Origin of the sequence: Curtobacterium sp. MCBD17_035, from assembly GCF_003234815.2 — a bacterium.
Lineage (GTDB): Bacteria > Actinomycetota > Actinomycetes > Actinomycetales > Microbacteriaceae > Curtobacterium.
Genome location: NZ_CP126279.1, coordinates 264234 through 281670 on the forward strand (window position 1 = coordinate 264234; position 17437 = coordinate 281670).

Consider the following 17437-nt stretch of genomic DNA (forward strand, 5'->3'; position numbering starts at 1 on the left):
TCTCCCAGCCGATAGCGGAAGGACCTGAGATGCTTGCTCTCCGCAAGTACCTCGACCGCGCCCTGACCGGCCGCGAGGAGGGCTTCACGGTCATCGAGGTCATGGTCGCGATGATGGTCTTCGCGATCATCAGCGTGGGCCTCGCCTACGGCATCACGAACTCCCTGCAGACCACGCAAGCGAGCCGCGGCCGGGACATGGCCGTGTCGCTCGCGTCGCAGGACATCGACACGATGCGACAGACCGCCGCGGCGACGACGAACGGCATCTTCAGCGTCCTGAGCGCCTCCACCACCAAGAGCATCGGCGGTGTCACGTACACGGTCACGCGCACCGCCAACTGGGTCCAGAGTGACGGTGCCACCGGAGCCTGCGGATCGAGCAACGGCACGTTGGCGTACAAGAGCGTCGCCGAGACGGTCAGCTGGAACAACCCGCATGGCCCCGGCAAGCTGTCGACGACCGTGACCTCGGCCATCGCGCCGTCCGACGCTGTCACCGATCCCGGTGATGGAACGATCATCGTCTCCGTCAGGGACGCTGCTGGCGCGGCGAACGCGGGCGTCAGCGTGTCGGCGGCGCCCGTGAGCGGGGGAACCGGCGCGGCGATCACCACCGCCCCCACCACGACCGACGCGGCGGGCTGCTGGTACGCAACGGACGTGCAGCCGGGCACGTACACGCTGACCGCGAGCACGACCGGGGGGATCGATTCCAACCAGGCTGCGACGTCCACCTGGACCATCCCCGTCATCGCAGGCGCGAGTGCGTATCAACCGATCTCGTACGACCAAGCCGCGACGATCCCCGTCAACTACGCGCAGACCTACAGCGCGACCATGGCGACGAACATGACGACGACCCTGTCGAGCAACTCCGGCGGCCTCGACACGATGACCCCGTGGTCGACCAGCGCGACCGTGACGTCCTCGACGAAGGTGTCGATGAACGTCTTCCCGTTCTCCGACGGCTACCAGATGTACGGGGGGACGTTCAACAGCAGCTCGGGTGCGAGCAGCTGCATCGACACCAACCCGACGAAGTGGACGACCCCGACCTCGGCAGGCGCCGTCGGGACCAGTGTGCCGGTGCCGGTCGTCAGCGTCAGCCCAGGGCAGACCGTGTCGCCTCCGCAGAACGTGGCACTCGGCGTCATCCAGGTGTCGGTCGCGAGCGGCTCGTACCTCAGGGCGACGACGGCGTCGAGAACCACCGCCGACGATCCCGGGTGCTCGGCCGGCATGACGCTGAACTTCCCGAAGACCACGAGTTCGACCGCAACGCTCGCGTTGCCCTTCGGGACCTGGTCGATCTCCACGACATCGGGAGCGTCCGGTGCTGTGACCGGCACCGTCGCTGGCGCGAACATCAAGAACGTCACGCCCGGTTCGGTCACCGGCAACACCGTGCTCGTCGACCCGCGAGGACAGACGAAGTGATCGGCGACATCCGGCAGTTCCACCGCGGTCAGCGCGGCATCACCCTGATCGAGCTCATCGTCGCCATGTCCGTCTCGATGATCGTCCTCACCGCGGTCGGCGGCTTCTTCGCCGCATCGCTGCACGCGAGCAAGACGGGCAGCGCGGCCGAGACGAACACGCGGCAGGCGTCCAACGTCATGAACGCGCTGACCCAGTACATCCACGCCGCGACGGTCCTGCCGAAGCCGGACGGCACGTACGCGAACGCGATCACCACCGCAACGGCAACAGACCTCGCCTTCTACTCGTACGTCAACCTGACGAACGGCACGGTGGACCAGCCGGAGTACGTCGAGTTCAAGATCGACACCGCGACGGGCAACCTGGTCGAGAAGCAGTGGGACGGCTCGGCCGATACCAAGGGCTACTACAGCTTCACGACCACCGGCGCGGCCGCACGGACGGTGACGCTGGGGGGTCCCGTCGCGTCGCCGACGAGCGACGGCACGGACCTCTTCACGTACCTCGACGCGAGCGGTGCGAAGATCGCGAGTCCGATGGCGAACCCCAGCGCGGTCCGTGCGATCCAGGTGAACCTCGAGCTCGGCTCCACCAAGGCCGGCACCGCCTCGAACACCCACATCCAGAACACCCTGTACCTGTTCAACGTCGGGTACAGCACGAGCACTGCGAGTCCGGCGCCATGATGAACCGCATCGTCCGCGTGATGCGGAGCGTCGACCGCGGTGACGAGCAGGGGTTCGTCCTCGCCAACGTCATCATCTTCGGCATGATCGTCACGATGATCGTCGCCGCGATGGTCGCGCTCTCGACGGCCGGGTCGCTCAAGTCCGGGAACGACCGCAACTACCAGAACGCGGCGGCGGCAGCGTACGCGGGGCTCGCCGACTACCAGGCGAAGATCTCGAACGACAACGGCTACGCGACGTACGGCAACAAGGACGCGCAGTTCAGCAAGGACAGCGGCTCGGTGTTCCAGGGCGACAACGGCAACGTCGCGTTCACGAGCAGCGGTTCGACGTGGGCTCCGGTGGTCGGAACGACCGACGAGTTCTTCCGCTACGAGGTCGACAACTCGAAGTACGCGTCACAGGGCTTCCTCCGCGTTCGGGTGACGGGCAAGAGCGGGACGAAGACCCGGTCGCTCGTGGCCGACCTCCGCGGCGACGGCTTCATCAACTACCTGTACTTCACCCAGTACGAGTCGGCGGACAACGACATCACGGGCGACAACTGCACGAACGACTACCAGTGGCAGGCGAGGAGCAGGACCTGCGACCCCGTGCAGTTCGCCAGTGGCGACGTGCTCAACGGTGCCATCCGCTCCGACGACGACTTCACCGCCTGCGGGTCGACGTTCAACTCCTCCGTCGAGGACCACAGCGGCAAGGTCCTCGCGCCGAGCGGTTGCACGACGACGCCCAAGTACAACGGCGGCCAGCCGAGCGCCGCCGCCTACCTCGGCCTGCCGTCGCTCAACACGAACATGGCCCAGGAGGCCCGCACGGACCTGCCGACGACCGTCCCGCGCCCCGGGTGCCTGTACACCGGACCGACGAAGGTGCAGTTCAACAGCGGCGGCACCATGACGATCTGGTCCCCGTGGACGCGGTTCACGCAGGTGACCGCGACGAGCCACTCCTCGGACGCGGCAGCAGCGGATGCACTGTGTGGCAGCAGCGCCGCGCTCCAGAGCGCGAGCGGTGCGACGATCCCGACGCTCCCGACGAACCTCATGTACGTGCAGGGCGTGCCCACCACGAAGTCCGACCCGAACTACTGGGGCTCGTCGTACCCGCAGCGCTACACCAACACGTACTGCACGACCAAGGTGACCGTCAGTGGCAACTCGGTCAGCTACAGCGACAACCAGACGTTCAGCAACGGGGTCGGCTACCCGACGTCGAACGAGTGGATCGGCACCGACTCGACACCCGGCACGGCGTCCTCCGTCTACAGCTGCACCGCCGGCGACGTCTTCGTCAGCGGCAGGTTCTCGGGGCACATGACGATCGCATCGGCGGGCACGGTCTGGGTGACCGGTGACATCACCTACACCGACCCGAACGACGACATCCTCGGCCTGGTCGGGCAGAACGCGGTCGAGGTCTACAACCCGATGACGTGCTGGAACTACCAGTCGGTCTACTACCAGGGCTACGGCAACTACGTCACGTGCCGCAACGTCCAGCTCGTCCGATCCGCTGGCACCAACCTGACGATCGACGCGGCCATCGCCAGCAACAACGGAACGTTCTACGTGCAGAACTACGACCAGGGGAGCGCGCTCGGCACCCTGACGGTGAAGGGCTCGATCGCCCAGAAGTACCGCGGCACGGTCGCGACCTCGAACAGCGGCAACGGCAAGGTGAGCACCGGCTTCACGAAGAACTACATCTACGACAACCGGCTGCTCACGACCGCACCGCCGAAGTTCCTGCAGCCCGTGTCGACGTCCTACGGCGTCACGACGCAGGTCGAGGTCCAGCCGGCCTACAACCCGGACGGCTCGTGCGCGACGACCGGGGGGAAGTGCCGATGACGACCGCGCTCGACCTCGGCCCGCTCGTCGCGACCCTCGGCGGGGTGTTCGGGCTGCTCATCGGCTCGTTCCTCAACGTCGTCGTGTACCGGGTGCCGGCGCACGTGTCGATCGTGTCGCCGCCGAGCGCGTGCCCGCGGTGCGACCATGCGATCCGCGGGTACGACAACGTCCCGGTGCTCTCGTGGCTCGTGTTGCGCGGCAGGTGTCGCGACTGCGGCGCGCCCATCTCGTCGCGGTACCCACTCGTCGAGCTCGCCACGGGCCTCCTGTTCGTCGTGGTGGCGCTCCGGTTCTGGCCGGCGACCACCGCGGGGGACCGGGTGCTCGCCGCGCACGTCGTCCTGCTGCTGGCGTTCCTCTACCTCATGGCGATCAGCGTGGCCCTGGCTCTGATCGACGTCGACACGCACACGTTGCCGAACGCCATCACCTACCCGTCGTCCGTCGTGCTCGCGGTGCTCCTGGCCGGTGCATCGGCACTGTCGGGCGACTGGGCAGCGTTCGTGCGGGGCGTCATCGGTGCCGCTGCGCTCGGGGTCCTGTACCTCGTGCTCGCCATCGCGGTGCCCGGCGGCATGGGGCTCGGCGACGTCAAACTCGCCGGGATCCTGGGCCTCGCGCTCGCGTACCTCGGATGGGGACCCCTCGCAGTGGGTGCTTTCGGCGCCTTCCTCGTCGGGGGTATCTTCGCGCTCGTCCTCGTCGCCGCGCGCCGAGCGAAGTGGCGCGGAGGGATCCCCTTCGGCCCGTCCATGCTCACCGGAGCCTGGGTCGGCGTCCTCGTCGGCGCGCCCGCGTCGCACGCCTACCTGCACCTCATCGGTCTGGCCTGAGCGCCGCCCCCTACGGAGAACACACCCATGGCGAAGAGCATCGTCGGCCTGGACATCGCGGCCGCCTCGATCCGCGCGGTCGAGGTCGCCTCGGCCGACCGCGGCCGTCCGACCGTCGTCCGGTTCGCCGAGGTCCCCACGCCGGAAGGATCGGTGAGCCGGGGTGAGGTCCTCGAGGCGAACACGGTGGCCGGCGCGTTGAAGCAGTTGTGGTCCCTCGGCAAGTTCCGCTCCCGGGACGTCGTGCTCGGCATGGGGAACCAGCGTGTGCTGTCGCGTGACCTGACCGTGCCGCTCGCGCCCATCGAGCAGATCCGCGAGTCGTTGCCGTTCCAGGTCCAGGACATGCTTCCCGTGCCGGTCATCGACGCGATCCTCGACTTCTACCCGACGTCCGAGGGGATGGGGGAGAACGGACCGGTCGTCCGGGGTCTGCTCATCGCCGCGATCAAGGACGCCGTGCTGGCGAACGTCAAAGCGGTGCAACTCGCGGGCCTGAACCCGGCGGGCGTCGACCTGATCCCGTTCGCCTTGACCCGCGCACTCGTCTCACGACCGGGTCTGGTCGGGACGGTGGCGCTCATCGAGATCGGGGCCGACACGACGAGCGTCGTCATCGCGACGGACGGCGTGCCGCAGTTCGTGCGCATCATCCCAGCGGGCGGTGCCGACGTCACACGCGCCCTCAGCGGACAGCTCGACATCGCGGCGGACGACGCCGAGGCGGTCAAGCGCCACCTCGGGATCGCGGCCGTCGCCCAGACCGCGGACGACCGTCGCGCGATCGCGGTCACGCACGAGACGATCACCGAGGTCCTCGCGAGCCTCCGCAACACGATCAACTACTTCGTCAACACCCACCCGGACCAACCCGTCGGCCACATCCTCATCGCAGGCGGAGGCGCCCGGATGCGCGGCTTCCGGGAGGCACTCGCCGACTACACCCGGATCCCCGTGTCGTACGGGCAGGCGTTCGGCGGAGTGGCGCTCGCCGGATCGATCTCGGAGCAGGACGTCGCAGAGCGCGGCGACGCGATCACGGTGGCCTTCGGGCTCGCCGTCGGAAGCAGGGCAGCATGAGCAAGGTCGAGGCGGACATCCGCAAGGAGCAGAAGCAGCGCACCTCGGTGATCGGCGGCGCCAAGGCGCCGCGCACCGGCAAGCAGTCCCGGGTCACGGGCGGTACCGCGACGACGGGAGGCTCGGCGGCGCCGGCGACGCGGGCGGCGGTCGCGTCCTCCCTCGTCGGCCGTGAGCCCCGTGTCGACCTCCTGCCCACCGAGGTGCACCTCGACCGACGCGAGCGCGCGGTCGCGCGACGCGCGTGGCTCGGTGTCGTCGTGCTCGCCGTCGTGGTGCTGCTCGTCGCGGGCGGAGCGACGGTCGATGCCATCCGGTCGCGAACCGATCTCGCGACCGCTCAGAACGAGACGACCTCACTCCTCCTCGAGCAGCAGAAGTACGCCGAGGTCCGCACGCTCGAGGGGCAGATCGCACTGCTCGAAGCGGGTCAGACCGTCGGTGGATCGACCGAGATCGACTGGTCCTCGATGCTCGGGGACCTCGCGTCGTACCTCCCGAGCGGCGTCACGATCACGAGCATGACGATCACGTCGGCGAACGCGACGGCGCCGTTCGCGCAGAGCACCTCGCCGCTCGACGGGTCGCGGGTCGCGGCCATCCAGGTCTCGGTGTCGAGCACCTCCGTCCCGTCGGTCCCGGACTGGACCGACCGGCTCTCGAAGCTCAAGGGCTACGTCGACTCCTCGATCGGGTCGATCGACCACGCGACCGACGGCGACGCGTACACGGCGTCCATCTCGGTCGACCTGGACGAGAAGGCCTACGACGGCAAGTACACGGGGAGCGACCGATGAACAAGCACAAGCTCTCACTCGTCCTCGCGGGCGTCGCCGCGCTCGTGATCATCGCCGGTGGCTGGTTCCTCGGGGTGCAGCCGCAGCTCGCGACCGCGTCCGCGAACGACCTCCAGCGCGAGAGCATCGACGAGACGAACGCCTCGAACCGTGCGGAGCTGACGCGCCTCGAGGAGCAGTACCAGAAGCTCGGCACGATGAAGACGACGTTCGCCGACCTCCAGGAATCGGTCCCTGCGAAGGCCGACACCACGGGCTTCACGCGTGAGATCAACACCGCCGCGACCACGAGCGGCGTCGGGATCTCCTCGGTGCAGTTCGACACCCCCGTCGCGTACGCGCCGCCGGCCGCCGCCGCCGGGGCCGGTGCCACCACGACGGGCACGAGCACCGGTTCGCCGACGGCCAGCGCGTCGGCCACCCCGTCACCGAGCGTGACGGCGACGGCGGCCCCCGCGGCCGCACCAGCGGCGACGCCCGCCCCTGGCGGCCCCACGACCGACTCGTCGATCACGAGTGCGGACTTCACGGTCGTCCCCGTGACGGTCGCGGTGACGGGTTCGTACCAGCAGGCGCTCGCCTTCACCAAGGCCCTGCAGAACGGGTCCCGGCTGTTCCTCGTCGACACCGTCTCACAGTCCCTCTCGGACACCTCGAGCGGCGGGTCCGGCGGGCAGAACTGGTCGCTCGGTGGCGAGATCTACGTCCTCAAGGCGTCGTCCGCGTCCTCGTCGTCGACCGATGCCACCTCGACACAGGCGGCTGGGTGAACCGAGCGGCGGCCTGACCTCCCCTCGCCCCCGGCACTACGCTCGTCCCATGTCCCGGTGGCTCCTCGCGACGATGACGACGGTGCTGTTCTTCGCGCTCGTCATCGCGGTCACGGGGTTCGAGAGCCTGTTCTCCGGCCTCGAGGTCATCCGCCAACCCGACGCCACCCCGTACCTCGGCCCGGCGATGGTGACGGGCGTCGCGATCGTGGTGTTCGCAGGCACGGCGGTGGGCGCGCGGAGCGGCAGTCCGGCGATGTCCGGGCTGGTGTGTGCGGCCACGGCGTACCTCGTCATGCTCGGCGTCGGGTCGGTCGGCTACGCGTTGGTCCACGGTGACGCCGCGCAGCTCGTGGTGTTCCCCGCCGGCTACGCGCTCGGCCCCTTCGTCGTTGGCACGGTCGTCATCGCGCTCGTGGTCGTGATCGCGGCGGTGCTCCTGGCCCGCCACGAGGACCGCCGCCGCCAGGAGGGCGGGCCCGGCTTCGGTACCGGGCGGTCGTGACGACCGAGGAGGCCGACGCCGCCGCCCACACCGTCCCGGTCCCCGGTGCCATGACGGCCGCTCCGGTCGGCCTCGCCCGGGAGCGCGTCGTTCTCGGCGACGTTCTCGAGTCCGGCCGGAGCGGGCATCGCGAGTGCGGGTCCGGTCGCGTTCCCCGCGGACGGTGTCGTCACGGGCATCACGGACGCGGGAGCGGTGTGCCGACCGACGGTGACGAACGGCACCAACGCGGGCACGGCCTCCTGAGCGGGATTGACCGCCTCTGTCACGCCGAGTAATCTTGTTCCGGTGTGCGCCGACAGCGGCGTGCCCGGAAGTCCGAACGCTCACGGAGCGGTACAGGACATGTCCGTCCCAGGCGGTACCGCGAGAGCGGTCGCCCGCCGTGGTCCGACGTTGGAATCGTCGGCCCGGTGTCGGGGTTGTACGGGAAGCGACACGGATCACCATGTCGGGCGCCGTCCGGCCGCGGGACGAGGAAGCCGACGGATCACGTCGGCCAGGGAATCGAGCAGGAACCAGGAGCAGCAGTTGCCTACGATTCAGCAGCTGGTTCGCAAGGGCCGCGCGCCGAAGGTCGTCAAGACCAAGGCGCCCGCCCTCAAGGCGAACCCCCAGCAGCGTGGTGTGTGCACCCGCGTCTACACCACCACCCCGAAGAAGCCGAACTCGGCACTGCGCAAGGTCGCTCGTGTCAAGCTCTCGAACGGCACCGAGGTCACCGCGTACATCCCCGGTGAGGGCCACAACCTCCAGGAGCACTCGATGGTGCTCGTCCGTGGTGGTCGTGTGAAGGACCTCCCCGGCGTCCGCTACAAGATCGTCCGTGGTGCGCTCGACACCCAGGCCGTCAAGAACCGTAAGCAGGCCCGCAGCCGCTACGGCGCGAAGAAGGGTTGAGATAGATGCCTCGTAAGGGACCCGCCCCCAAGCGCCCCGTCGTCGCCGATCCGGTCTACGGCGCTCCGGTCGTCAGCCAGCTCGTCAACAAGATCCTGCTCGACGGCAAGAAGGGCCTCGCCGAGCGCATCGTCTACGGTGCACTCGAAGGCGTCGCCGCCAAGAACCAGCAGGACGCCGTCGCGACGCTCAAGAAGGCCCTCGACAACGTCCGCCCGACCCTCGAGGTCCGCAGCCGCCGCGTCGGTGGTTCGACCTACCAGGTGCCGGTCGAGGTCAAGCCGCACCGTGCGAACACGCTCGCGCTCCGCTGGCTCACCTCGTACGCCAAGGCCCGTCGCGAGAAGACGATGACCGAGCGTCTCATGAACGAGATCCTCGACGCGTCGAACGGTCTGGGTGCCGCGGTCAAGCGCCGCGAGGACACCCACAAGATGGCCGAGTCGAACAAGGCCTTCGCGCACTACCGCTGGTAACACTCCCGGCCCCATCGGGGGTGCCGGCGACATGATCCCGGCGCCCCCATGGGCGCTGTCGACTCCCACAACTACTCGGAGGAACCCTGTGGCACAGGACGTGCTCACCGACCTGAACAAGGTCCGCAACATCGGCATCATGGCGCACATCGATGCCGGCAAGACCACCACCACCGAGCGCATCCTGTTCTACACGGGCATCACCCACAAGATCGGGGAGGTCCACGACGGGGCCGCCACGATGGACTGGATGGCGCAGGAGCAGGAGCGCGGCATCACGATCACGTCGGCCGCGACGACGTGCTTCTGGAACAAGAACCAGATCAACATCATCGACACGCCTGGTCACGTCGACTTCACCGTCGAGGTGGAGCGTTCGCTCCGCGTCCTCGACGGCGCCGTCGCCGTGTTCGACGGCAAGGAGGGCGTCGAGCCCCAGTCGGAGACCGTCTGGCGTCAGGCCGACAAGTACGACGTGCCCCGCATCTGCTTCGTCAACAAGATGGACAAGCTCGGCGCGGACTTCTACTTCACGGTGGACACGATCATCAACCGCCTCGGCGCGGAGCCGCTCGTGATCCAGCTCCCGATCGGTGCCGAGAGCACGTTCGAGGGTGTCGTGGACCTCGTCGAGATGCGGGCGCTCACCTGGCGCGGTGACGCCAAGGGTGACGTCCAGATGGGCGCGCACTACGAGATCGAGGAGATCCCGGCCGACCTCAAGGACAAGGCCGACGAGTACCGCGCGAAGCTGATCGAGCGCGTCGCCGAGACCGACGACGCCCTGCTCGAGAAGTACTTCGGTGGCGAGGACCTCTCCGTCGACGAGATCAAGGGCGCCATCCGCAAGCTCACGGTCAACAGCGAGGTCTACCCGGTCCTCTGTGGTTCGGCGTTCAAGAACCGCGGTGTGCAGCCGATGCTCGACGCGGTCATCGACTACCTGCCGAGCCCGCTCGACGTCCCGGCGGTCGAGGGCCACGACGTGAAGAACGAGGAGACCATCCTCACCCGTCACGCCGACTCGACCGAGCCCTTCTCCGCCCTCGCGTTCAAGGTCGCGGTGCACCCGTTCTTCGGTCGCCTCACCTACGTCCGCGTGTACTCGGGCTCCATCGAGTCCGGGTCGCAGGTCATCAACTCGACCAAGGGCAAGAAGGAGCGCATCGGCAAGATCTTCCAGATGCACTCCAACAAGGAGAACCCGGTCGACAGCGTGACCGCGGGCCACATCTACGCGGTGATCGGCCTCAAGGACACGACGACCGGTGACACCCTGTGCGACCCGGACAACCAGATCGTCCTCGAGTCGATGACGTTCCCGGAGCCGGTCATCGAGGTCGCGATCGAGCCGAAGACCAAGCAGGACCAGGAGAAGCTCTCCACCGCCATCCAGAAGCTGGCGGAGGAGGACCCGACGTTCCGGGTCGAGCTCAACGCGGAGACCGGTCAGACGGTCATCAAGGGCATGGGCGAGCTCCACCTCGACATCCTCGTCGACCGCATGAAGCGCGAGTTCAAGGTCGAGGCGAACGTCGGCAAGCCGCAGGTCGCGTACCGCGAGACCCTGCGCAAGCCGGTCGAGCGGTACGACTACACCCACAAGAAGCAGACCGGTGGTTCCGGCCAGTTCGCGAAGGTGCAGATCGCGCTCGAGCCGATGGAGGTCACGGCCGAGAAGGTCTACGAGTTCGAGAACAAGGTCACGGGTGGCCGCGTTCCGCGCGAGTACATCCCCTCGGTCGACGCCGGCATCCAGGACGCCATGCAGGTCGGCATCCTCGCGGGCTTCCCGACGGTCGGCGTCAAGGCGACCCTCCTCGACGGTGCGGCGCACGACGTCGACTCGTCCGAGATGGCGTTCAAGATCGCCGGTTCGATGGCCTACAAGGAGGCTGCGCGCAAGGCGAACCCCGTCCTGCTCGAGCCGCTCATGGCCGTCGAGGTCCGCACCCCCGAGGAGTACATGGGCGACGTCATCGGCGACCTGAACTCCCGTCGTGGGCAGATCTCGTCGATGGAGGACGCCTCGGGCGTCAAGGTGGTCCGCGCGAGCGTGCCGCTGTCCGAGATGTTCGGCTACGTCGGCGACCTCCGGTCGAAGACGTCGGGCCGCGCCGTCTACTCGATGGTGTTCGACTCCTACGCCGAGGTCCCCCGGGCCGTGGCGGACGAGATCGTGCAGAAGAGCAAGGGGGAGTGACGCCCTCGGCGTGACTCCCCAGGCGAGGGGGTCGGCAGCGGCCCCCTCGCCACCAAGTACAGTAGTTCCACACCAACACGCAGCGCCGCCGGACGTGAACCGGGGGTCCTGCATCCGAGTCCTGAGGAGGACCCACAGTGGCTAAGGCCAAGTTCGAGCGGACCAAGCCGCACGTCAACATCGGAACCATCGGGCACGTCGACCACGGCAAGACGACGCTCACCGCGGCGATCACCAAGGTCCTGCACGACAAGTACCCGGAGCTGAACACGGCCTCGGCGTTCGACCAGATCGACAACGCGCCTGAGGAGAAGCAGCGCGGTATCACGATCAACATCTCGCACGTCGAGTACCAGACCGAGAAGCGCCACTACGCGCACGTCGACGCCCCGGGCCACGCGGACTACGTGAAGAACATGATCACGGGTGCGGCGCAGATGGACGGCGCGATCCTCGTGGTCGCCGCCACCGACGGCCCGATGCCGCAGACGCGTGAGCACGTGCTGCTCGCCCGTCAGGTCGGTGTCCCCTACATCGTCGTGGCCCTCAACAAGGCCGACATGGTGGACGACGAGGAGATCCTGGAGCTCGTCGAGCTCGAGGTCCGCGAGCTCCTCTCGAGCCAGGAGTTCGACGGCGACAACGCCCCGATCGTCCGCGTCTCGGCGCTCCAGGCGCTCGAGGGTGACGAGAAGTGGGCCGCGACGGTCGCCGACCTCATGGACGCCGTCGACGAGAACGTGCCGGACCCAGTGCGCGCCACCGACCAGCCGTTCCTGATGCCGATCGAGGACGTCTTCACGATCACCGGTCGTGGCACCGTCGTCACCGGTCGTGTCGAGCGTGGCACGCTCAAGGTGAACGAGGAGGTCGAGATCGTCGGCATCCGCGCGACGCAGAAGACCACCGTCACGGGCATCGAGATGTTCCGCAAGCTGCTCGACTCCGCCGAGGCCGGTGACAACACGGGTCTGCTCCTCCGCGGCACCAAGCGCGAGGACGTCGAACGCGGCCAGGTCGTCGTGAAGCCGGGTTCGGTCACGCCGCACACCGAGTTCTCCGCGAACGTCTACATCCTGTCGAAGGACGAGGGTGGTCGTCACAACCCGTTCTACGGGAACTACCGCCCGCAGTTCTACTTCCGCACCACGGACGTCACCGGCGTCATCACGCTGCCCGAGGGCACCGAGATGGTCATGCCCGGCGACACCACCTCCATCACGGTCGAGCTGATCCAGCCGATCGCCATGGAGGAGGGCCTCCGCTTCGCCATCCGTGAGGGTGGTCGTACGGTCGGCGCCGGTACGGTCGAGAAGATCATCAAGTAACTCCGGTTGCTGCGACAAGGGGTCGGACCTTCGGGTCCGGCCCCTTTCGTCGTTCCCGGACGGGACGTGGTGTCCCCGGGCGGGACGTGGTGTCCCCGGGCGGGACGTGGCCGTCCCTGGGCATGACGGGGCGGGAGGAGGCAGGGCGCGACGTGCGCGAGCCCACCGCGAGCCGGGAGGACCGTGGGCACCTCGGTGGGTCATCGGCGGGGATGCCGGTGTTGACTGGTCGCATGACACGTCTGCGCCGTTCGAGGACGACGGGACGCGGATTCCACCGGGTCCGATCCGGCAAGGGGTTCTCCTACCGCGATCCGGACGGCGGTACCGTCCACGACGCCGACCTCCGCCACCGGTTCGACGAGCTGGTGATCCCGCCCGCGTGGAACGACGTGTGGATCTCGCCGTACGAGAACGGACACATCCTCGCGACGGGCATCGACGGCGCCGGTCGGCGCCAGTACATGTACCACCCGGGTTGGCGCGAGCGGATGGACAAGATCAAGTACGACCGGGCGCTCGCCCTCGCCGAGTCGCTCCCGTCCGCTCGACGGATGGTGACCATGGACCTCCGCCGACCGGACCCGGACCTCCGACGTGCGCAGGCCGCGGCCTTCCGGATGCTCGACCAGGGGTCGCTCCGGGTCGGCTCGGAGCGGTACGCGCTCGAGCACGGGAGCCACGGCCTGTCGACGCTGCTGTGTTCCCACGCGCACATCTCGGGCGACGACATCGAGCTCGGGTTCCCGGGCAAGAGCGGGCAGGAGTGGTCTTCCACCATCCACGACCACGACCTCGCGCGGGTGCTCGTCGGCATGAAGCGTCGGGGCGGGAACGCGCGACTGCTCTCGTTCCGCGACGAGCCCGGTGCCGAGTGGCGTCCGCTGTCGGCCGAGCTCATCAACGAGTACGTCAAGGAGCGCGCCGGCGACGACTTCACGGCGAAGGACTTCCGGACGCTGCACGGTACGGTCGCCGCGGCCGTGGACCTGGCGAAGACGGGGCCCCAGTCGTCCGACGCCAAGCGCAAGAAGGCGATATCGCATGCGGTGAAGGCCGCGTCCGACGTGCTCGGCAACACCCCGACCGTGGCGCGGCAAAGCTACATCGACCCGCGCGTGATCGACGCGTACAACCACGGCGAGACGATCGATCCCGCCCGGTTGGCCTCTGCGGAGTCCGAGGTCCGCGCGCTGCTCTACCGCGACTGAATGACGTACCGTTGATGCACGTGCCGACCGTTCGGGCGTCGGCACGGAGAGGCCAGCGTGACCGACGAGTGCATCCACGGTTTCCCCGTCGAGCTCTGTGACATCTGCACCCCACGGCAGCGGGCGGAACCGGTCGTCGCACCGACCCGCGCCCCGCGGCGTGCCCGTCCGGTCTCGCTCCGGTCGGACGGTCCGTCGGACGCGCCCCGGGCCTCCCGGAGTGCGACCCGGACCGCGGCCCCGGTGGCGGCGGAGCCCCAGGTCCGCCCGTTCGCGTCGATGCGCGCGCACCACTGGACCCATCGCGACAACCTCGCGGCCATCGTCGCCGAGGGTGCGCTGCTGGCCGCGTCGTCGGTGGTCCCCGAGTTCGACGTCAGCGCGGCGGAGGTCCGCGCGGCCCGAGCGGCCGCGGCCACCCCGGACGGCGGGTCCGTCGCGGACCACGTCCCCTTCGTGCTCACCCCGGAGGCCCTGACCTGGCAGTCGCTGCGCACCGGCGCCGAGGACGACCGGTGGTCCGACGCGGCACGTCGCAGTCGTCCGGTCGACTACGTCATGCTGGTCGTGCCGACCGTCGCGTTCGGGGCGTCGGTCATCGTGACGGATCTCGACGCGGAGGACCCCGCGGCGCGCTCGGCCGTCGGCCCGGAGGCCGCGGGCACCCTGCTCCGACGCGCTTCGCTCCAGGACCCCGAGTTGCAGCGCGTCGAGCTGCTGGCGGGTCCGCGTGTGCCGTTCTCGGCCGTCGCGGTCGTCGGCGTGCCGAACGACCGCGTCCGCGACGACGTCCGCTCGGTCCTGGCGGAGGCCGGCGGCCACGCCCCGCGCGTCGCGGTGTTCCCGCCCTGGTTCCGTCCGACCGTCTGACGTCCGGCGGGCGGTCGCCGGACTCCCGACGGGAGGCCCGTCACCAGGTCGCCCCGGACCGCCCGTCCGCCGCTCCTCGAGCCCCCCGACGGCGTGGATCGCACGCGACACGCCCGGGTTGCACGAGTGCGGAGGACATGCGAGACTTGTCCGGTTCCAAATTCCGCGGACACACGTGTCCGCCGGGTCACTGCCCAGGCAGTGCACAGGCCCCGCCCTCCGGGTGGCTGCGCCTGGGCCGCAGGCAGCAAGAACACCACATCGACTCCACACCTGGAACGCACGGGACACCCGTGTGCTCCGCGGAGGCGATACGGGTCCGACCGGAACGGTCGAAATCCCCCTCCTGCGGAGTGGGTTCTCGACCGGCCCGGGAGGGCAGTTGACAGGAGAACAGCGGTCATGGCCGGCGGGAGTGATCCCGACGGTGACGTGCCGGTGATCTAGGCAAACAGCCTGCCCGACGAGGCAGGCGGCGTCAGGCGGCCCACGCGGTGCGCGGCGCAGAGAGGAACGAGAGAGACATGGCGGGACAGAAGATCCGCATCCGGCTCAAGTCGTACGACCACGAGGTCATCGACACGTCGGCCCGGAAGATCGTCGACACGGTGACCCGTGCCGGTGCGACCGTGGTCGGCCCGGTGCCGCTCCCCACCGAGAAGAACGTGGTCGTCGTGATCCGTTCTCCCCACAAGTACAAGGACTCGCGCGAGCACTTCGAGAAGCGCACGCACAAGCGGGTCATCGACATCATCGACCCGACGCCGAAGGCCGTCGACTCGCTCATGCGTCTCGACCTGCCCGCAGACGTCAACATCGAGATCAAGCTGTAAGGGGGCGACAACGATGGCCATCGCAACCAAGACCGTCAAGGGCCTGCTCGGCAAGAAGCTCGGCATGACCCAGGTGTGGGACGAGAACAACAAGCTCATCCCCGTCACCGTCGTCGAGATCACCCCGAACGTCGTGACCCAGATCCGCACCGCCGAGAAGGACGGCTACCAGGCCGTCCAGATCGCCGCTGGCGCGATCGACCCCCGCAAGGTCAACAAGCCCTCCGCCGGGCACTTCGAGGCCGCCGGTGTCACGCCGCGCCGCCACCTCACCGAGATCCGCACCGCTGACGCCGGCGAGTACGCGCTCGGCCAGGAGCTCGCCGTCGACATGTTCGAGGCCGGCCAGAAGGTCGACGTCGTCGGCACCAGCAAGGGCAAGGGCTTCGCCGGTGTCATGAAGCGCCACAACTTCAAGGGTGTCTCCGCCTCGCACGGTGCGCACCGCAACCACCGCAAGCCCGGTTCGATCGGTGCTTCGTCGACCCCGTCGCGCGTCTTCAAGGGCATGCGCATGGCCGGTCGCATGGGTGGGGAGCGCGTCACCGTCCTCAACCTCACGGTGCACGCCGTGGACGCCGAGAAGAACCTGCTGCTCGTCAAGGGCGCGGTCCCCGGTGCTCGCGGTCGCATCGTCTTCGTCCGCACCGCCGTGAAGGGTAAGTGAGCATGGCCACCACGACTGCAACCACGATCGACGTGCTCGACGCGTCGGGCGCCCAGGCCGGCACGGTCGAGCTCCCCGCCGAGATCTTCGACGTCGAGACCAACGTCCCGCTGATCCACCAGGTCGTCGTCGCGCAGCTCGCCGCCGCGCGTCAGGGCACCCACAAGACCAAGCGCCGCGGCGAGGTCTCCGGTGCCGGCCGCAAGCCCTTCAAGCAGAAGGGCACCGGCCGCGCGCGTCAGGGCTCGATCCGCGCCCCGCAGATGACCGGCGGTGGCATCGTCCACGGACCCGTGCCGCGCGACTACGCGCAGCGCACCCCCAAGAAGATGATCGCCAAGGCGCTGCTCGGTTCGCTCTCGGACCGCGCTCGCGGTGGGCGGATCCACGCGGTCGAGGCCTTCCTCGACGCCGAGGTCCCCTCGACCAAGAGCGTCCGCACGCTCCTCGAGAAGATCGCCCCGTCGAAGCACGTCCTCGTCGTGCTCGAGTCGACGGACGAGGTCGCGCTCAAGAGCGTCCGGAACCTGCCCAACGTCCACGCGCTCACGTACGGCCAGCTGAACGCCTACGACGTCCTCGTGAGCGACGACGTGGTCTTCAGCAAGAGCGCCCTCGACGCCTTCGTCGCGTCGAAGACCGCGAAGGAGAACAACGCATGAGCGGCTTCAACAAGGACCCGCGCGACATCATCATCGCGCCGGTCGTGTCGGAGAAGAGCTACGGCCTCATCGACCAGGGCAAGTACACGTTCCTCGTGGACCCGCGCGCGAACAAGACCGAGATCAAGCTCGCCATCGAGAAGATCTTCGACGTCAAGGTCGCGGGCATCAACACCCTGAACCGTCCGGGCAAGACCCGTCGTACGCGGTTCGGCATCGGCAAGCGCAAGGACACCAAGCGCGCCATCGTCACGCTCAAGTCCGGTTCGATCGACATCTTCACGGCTGTCGGCTGAGGACCGGAAGGGATACATC

18 protein-coding genes are annotated in these 17437 nt (G+C 68.5%); all 18 read left to right on the top strand.

Features of this window, described 5'->3' with window-relative positions; translation table 11 throughout:
* The first annotated feature begins 29 nt into the window (after nucleotides 1-29).
* Nucleotides 30-1439, top strand: coding sequence for a prepilin-type N-terminal cleavage/methylation domain-containing protein (locus DEI93_RS01245; RefSeq protein WP_181436074.1), 1410 nt, complete (start codon nucleotides 30-32; stop codon nucleotides 1437-1439).
* On the top strand, nucleotides 1436-2128 hold the full coding sequence (locus DEI93_RS01250) for a PilW family protein (protein WP_181436075.1): 693 nt from the start codon (nucleotides 1436-1438) through the stop codon (nucleotides 2126-2128). Before DEI93_RS01245 ends, DEI93_RS01250 begins: the two co-directional genes overlap by 4 nt.
* Nucleotides 2125-3984: a hypothetical protein gene (locus DEI93_RS01255; RefSeq protein ID WP_111120073.1), complete on the top strand. Its 1860-nt coding sequence runs from the start codon at nucleotides 2125-2127 to the stop codon at nucleotides 3982-3984. Before DEI93_RS01250 ends, DEI93_RS01255 begins: the two co-directional genes overlap by 4 nt.
* Nucleotides 3981-4820, top strand: a complete 840-nt coding sequence (locus tag DEI93_RS01260; protein WP_111120129.1) for a prepilin peptidase — start codon at nucleotides 3981-3983, stop codon at nucleotides 4818-4820. Before DEI93_RS01255 ends, DEI93_RS01260 begins: the two co-directional genes overlap by 4 nt.
* 27 nt (nucleotides 4821-4847) lie before the next feature.
* Nucleotides 4848-5900 carry a type IV pilus assembly protein PilM gene (gene pilM, locus DEI93_RS01265; RefSeq protein WP_111009871.1) on the top strand — a complete coding sequence of 351 codons (1053 nt, stop codon included), beginning with the start codon at nucleotides 4848-4850 and terminating at the stop codon, nucleotides 5898-5900.
* A complete protein-coding gene (locus DEI93_RS01270; RefSeq protein ID WP_111120074.1) occupies nucleotides 5897-6697 on the top strand; it encodes a PilN family protein in 801 nt (266 codons plus the stop codon). Before pilM ends, DEI93_RS01270 begins: the two co-directional genes overlap by 4 nt.
* Nucleotides 6694-7467 (top strand): hypothetical protein, encoded by a 774-nt coding sequence (locus tag DEI93_RS01275; RefSeq protein WP_111120075.1) that lies wholly within the window; start codon nucleotides 6694-6696, stop codon nucleotides 7465-7467. Before DEI93_RS01270 ends, DEI93_RS01275 begins: the two co-directional genes overlap by 4 nt.
* A gap of 49 nt (nucleotides 7468-7516) precedes the next feature.
* Nucleotides 7517-7972: a DUF6121 family protein gene (locus DEI93_RS01280; protein WP_111009866.1), complete on the top strand. Its 456-nt coding sequence runs from the start codon at nucleotides 7517-7519 to the stop codon at nucleotides 7970-7972.
* Between the two features lie 531 nt (nucleotides 7973-8503).
* Nucleotides 8504-8872, top strand: coding sequence for a 30S ribosomal protein S12 (rpsL, locus tag DEI93_RS01285; RefSeq protein WP_111009864.1), 369 nt, complete (start codon nucleotides 8504-8506; stop codon nucleotides 8870-8872).
* A 5-nt stretch (nucleotides 8873-8877) separates the two neighbouring features.
* Nucleotides 8878-9348: a 30S ribosomal protein S7 gene (rpsG, locus tag DEI93_RS01290; protein WP_111009862.1), complete on the top strand. Its 471-nt coding sequence runs from the start codon at nucleotides 8878-8880 to the stop codon at nucleotides 9346-9348.
* 88 nt (nucleotides 9349-9436) lie between these two features.
* Complete coding sequence (gene fusA / locus DEI93_RS01295) at nucleotides 9437-11551, top strand: elongation factor G (RefSeq protein WP_111009860.1); 2115 nt, start codon at nucleotides 9437-9439, stop codon at nucleotides 11549-11551.
* 137 nt (nucleotides 11552-11688) lie between these two features.
* Nucleotides 11689-12879, top strand: a complete 1191-nt coding sequence (tuf, locus tag DEI93_RS01300; RefSeq protein WP_111009858.1) for an elongation factor Tu — start codon at nucleotides 11689-11691, stop codon at nucleotides 12877-12879.
* Nucleotides 12880-13112: 233 nt separating this feature from the next.
* Entirely contained in the window at nucleotides 13113-14090 is a 978-nt protein-coding gene (locus DEI93_RS01305) for a DNA topoisomerase IB (RefSeq protein ID WP_111009909.1), read from the top strand.
* A gap of 57 nt (nucleotides 14091-14147) precedes the next feature.
* Complete coding sequence (locus DEI93_RS01310; protein WP_111009856.1) at nucleotides 14148-14960, top strand: DarT ssDNA thymidine ADP-ribosyltransferase family protein; 813 nt, start codon at nucleotides 14148-14150, stop codon at nucleotides 14958-14960.
* Nucleotides 14961-15484: 524 nt separating this feature from the next.
* Nucleotides 15485-15793 carry a 30S ribosomal protein S10 gene (gene rpsJ / locus DEI93_RS01315; protein ID WP_111009854.1) on the top strand — a complete coding sequence of 103 codons (309 nt, stop codon included), beginning with the start codon at nucleotides 15485-15487 and terminating at the stop codon, nucleotides 15791-15793.
* 13 nt (nucleotides 15794-15806) lie between these two features.
* The gene (rplC, locus tag DEI93_RS01320) at nucleotides 15807-16460 is read left to right on the top strand and encodes a 50S ribosomal protein L3 (RefSeq protein WP_111009852.1); all 654 of its coding nucleotides are present in this window, start codon (nucleotides 15807-15809) and stop codon (nucleotides 16458-16460) included.
* Nucleotides 16461-16462: 2 nt separating this feature from the next.
* The gene (gene rplD, locus DEI93_RS01325; protein ID WP_111012127.1) at nucleotides 16463-17122 is read left to right on the top strand and encodes a 50S ribosomal protein L4; all 660 of its coding nucleotides are present in this window, start codon (nucleotides 16463-16465) and stop codon (nucleotides 17120-17122) included.
* Nucleotides 17119-17418 (top strand): 50S ribosomal protein L23, encoded by a 300-nt coding sequence (gene rplW, locus DEI93_RS01330; RefSeq protein WP_111009849.1) that lies wholly within the window; start codon nucleotides 17119-17121, stop codon nucleotides 17416-17418. The genes rplD and rplW overlap by 4 nt, the downstream gene beginning before the upstream one ends.
* The last annotated feature ends 19 nt before the right edge of the window (nucleotides 17419-17437 follow it).

Coding starts and splice junctions, on each gene's coding strand:
- DEI93_RS01245 (WP_181436074.1), top strand. CDS start 30: ATGCTTGCTCTCCGCAAGTACCTCGACCGCGCCCTGACCGGCCGCGAG.
- DEI93_RS01255 (WP_111120073.1), top strand. CDS start 2,125: ATGATGAACCGCATCGTCCGCGTGATGCGGAGCGTCGACCGCGGTGAC.
- DEI93_RS01260 (WP_111120129.1), top strand. CDS start 3,981: ATGACGACCGCGCTCGACCTCGGCCCGCTCGTCGCGACCCTCGGCGGG.
- pilM (WP_111009871.1), top strand. CDS start 4,848: ATGGCGAAGAGCATCGTCGGCCTGGACATCGCGGCCGCCTCGATCCGC.
- DEI93_RS01270 (WP_111120074.1), top strand. CDS start 5,897: ATGAGCAAGGTCGAGGCGGACATCCGCAAGGAGCAGAAGCAGCGCACC.
- DEI93_RS01275 (WP_111120075.1), top strand. CDS start 6,694: ATGAACAAGCACAAGCTCTCACTCGTCCTCGCGGGCGTCGCCGCGCTC.
- DEI93_RS01280 (WP_111009866.1), top strand. CDS start 7,517: ATGTCCCGGTGGCTCCTCGCGACGATGACGACGGTGCTGTTCTTCGCG.
- rpsG (WP_111009862.1), top strand. CDS start 8,878: ATGCCTCGTAAGGGACCCGCCCCCAAGCGCCCCGTCGTCGCCGATCCG.
- DEI93_RS01305 (WP_111009909.1), top strand. CDS start 13,113: ATGACACGTCTGCGCCGTTCGAGGACGACGGGACGCGGATTCCACCGG.
- rpsJ (WP_111009854.1), top strand. CDS start 15,485: ATGGCGGGACAGAAGATCCGCATCCGGCTCAAGTCGTACGACCACGAG.
- rplC (WP_111009852.1), top strand. CDS start 15,807: ATGGCCATCGCAACCAAGACCGTCAAGGGCCTGCTCGGCAAGAAGCTC.
- rplD (WP_111012127.1), top strand. CDS start 16,463: ATGGCCACCACGACTGCAACCACGATCGACGTGCTCGACGCGTCGGGC.
- rplW (WP_111009849.1), top strand. CDS start 17,119: ATGAGCGGCTTCAACAAGGACCCGCGCGACATCATCATCGCGCCGGTC.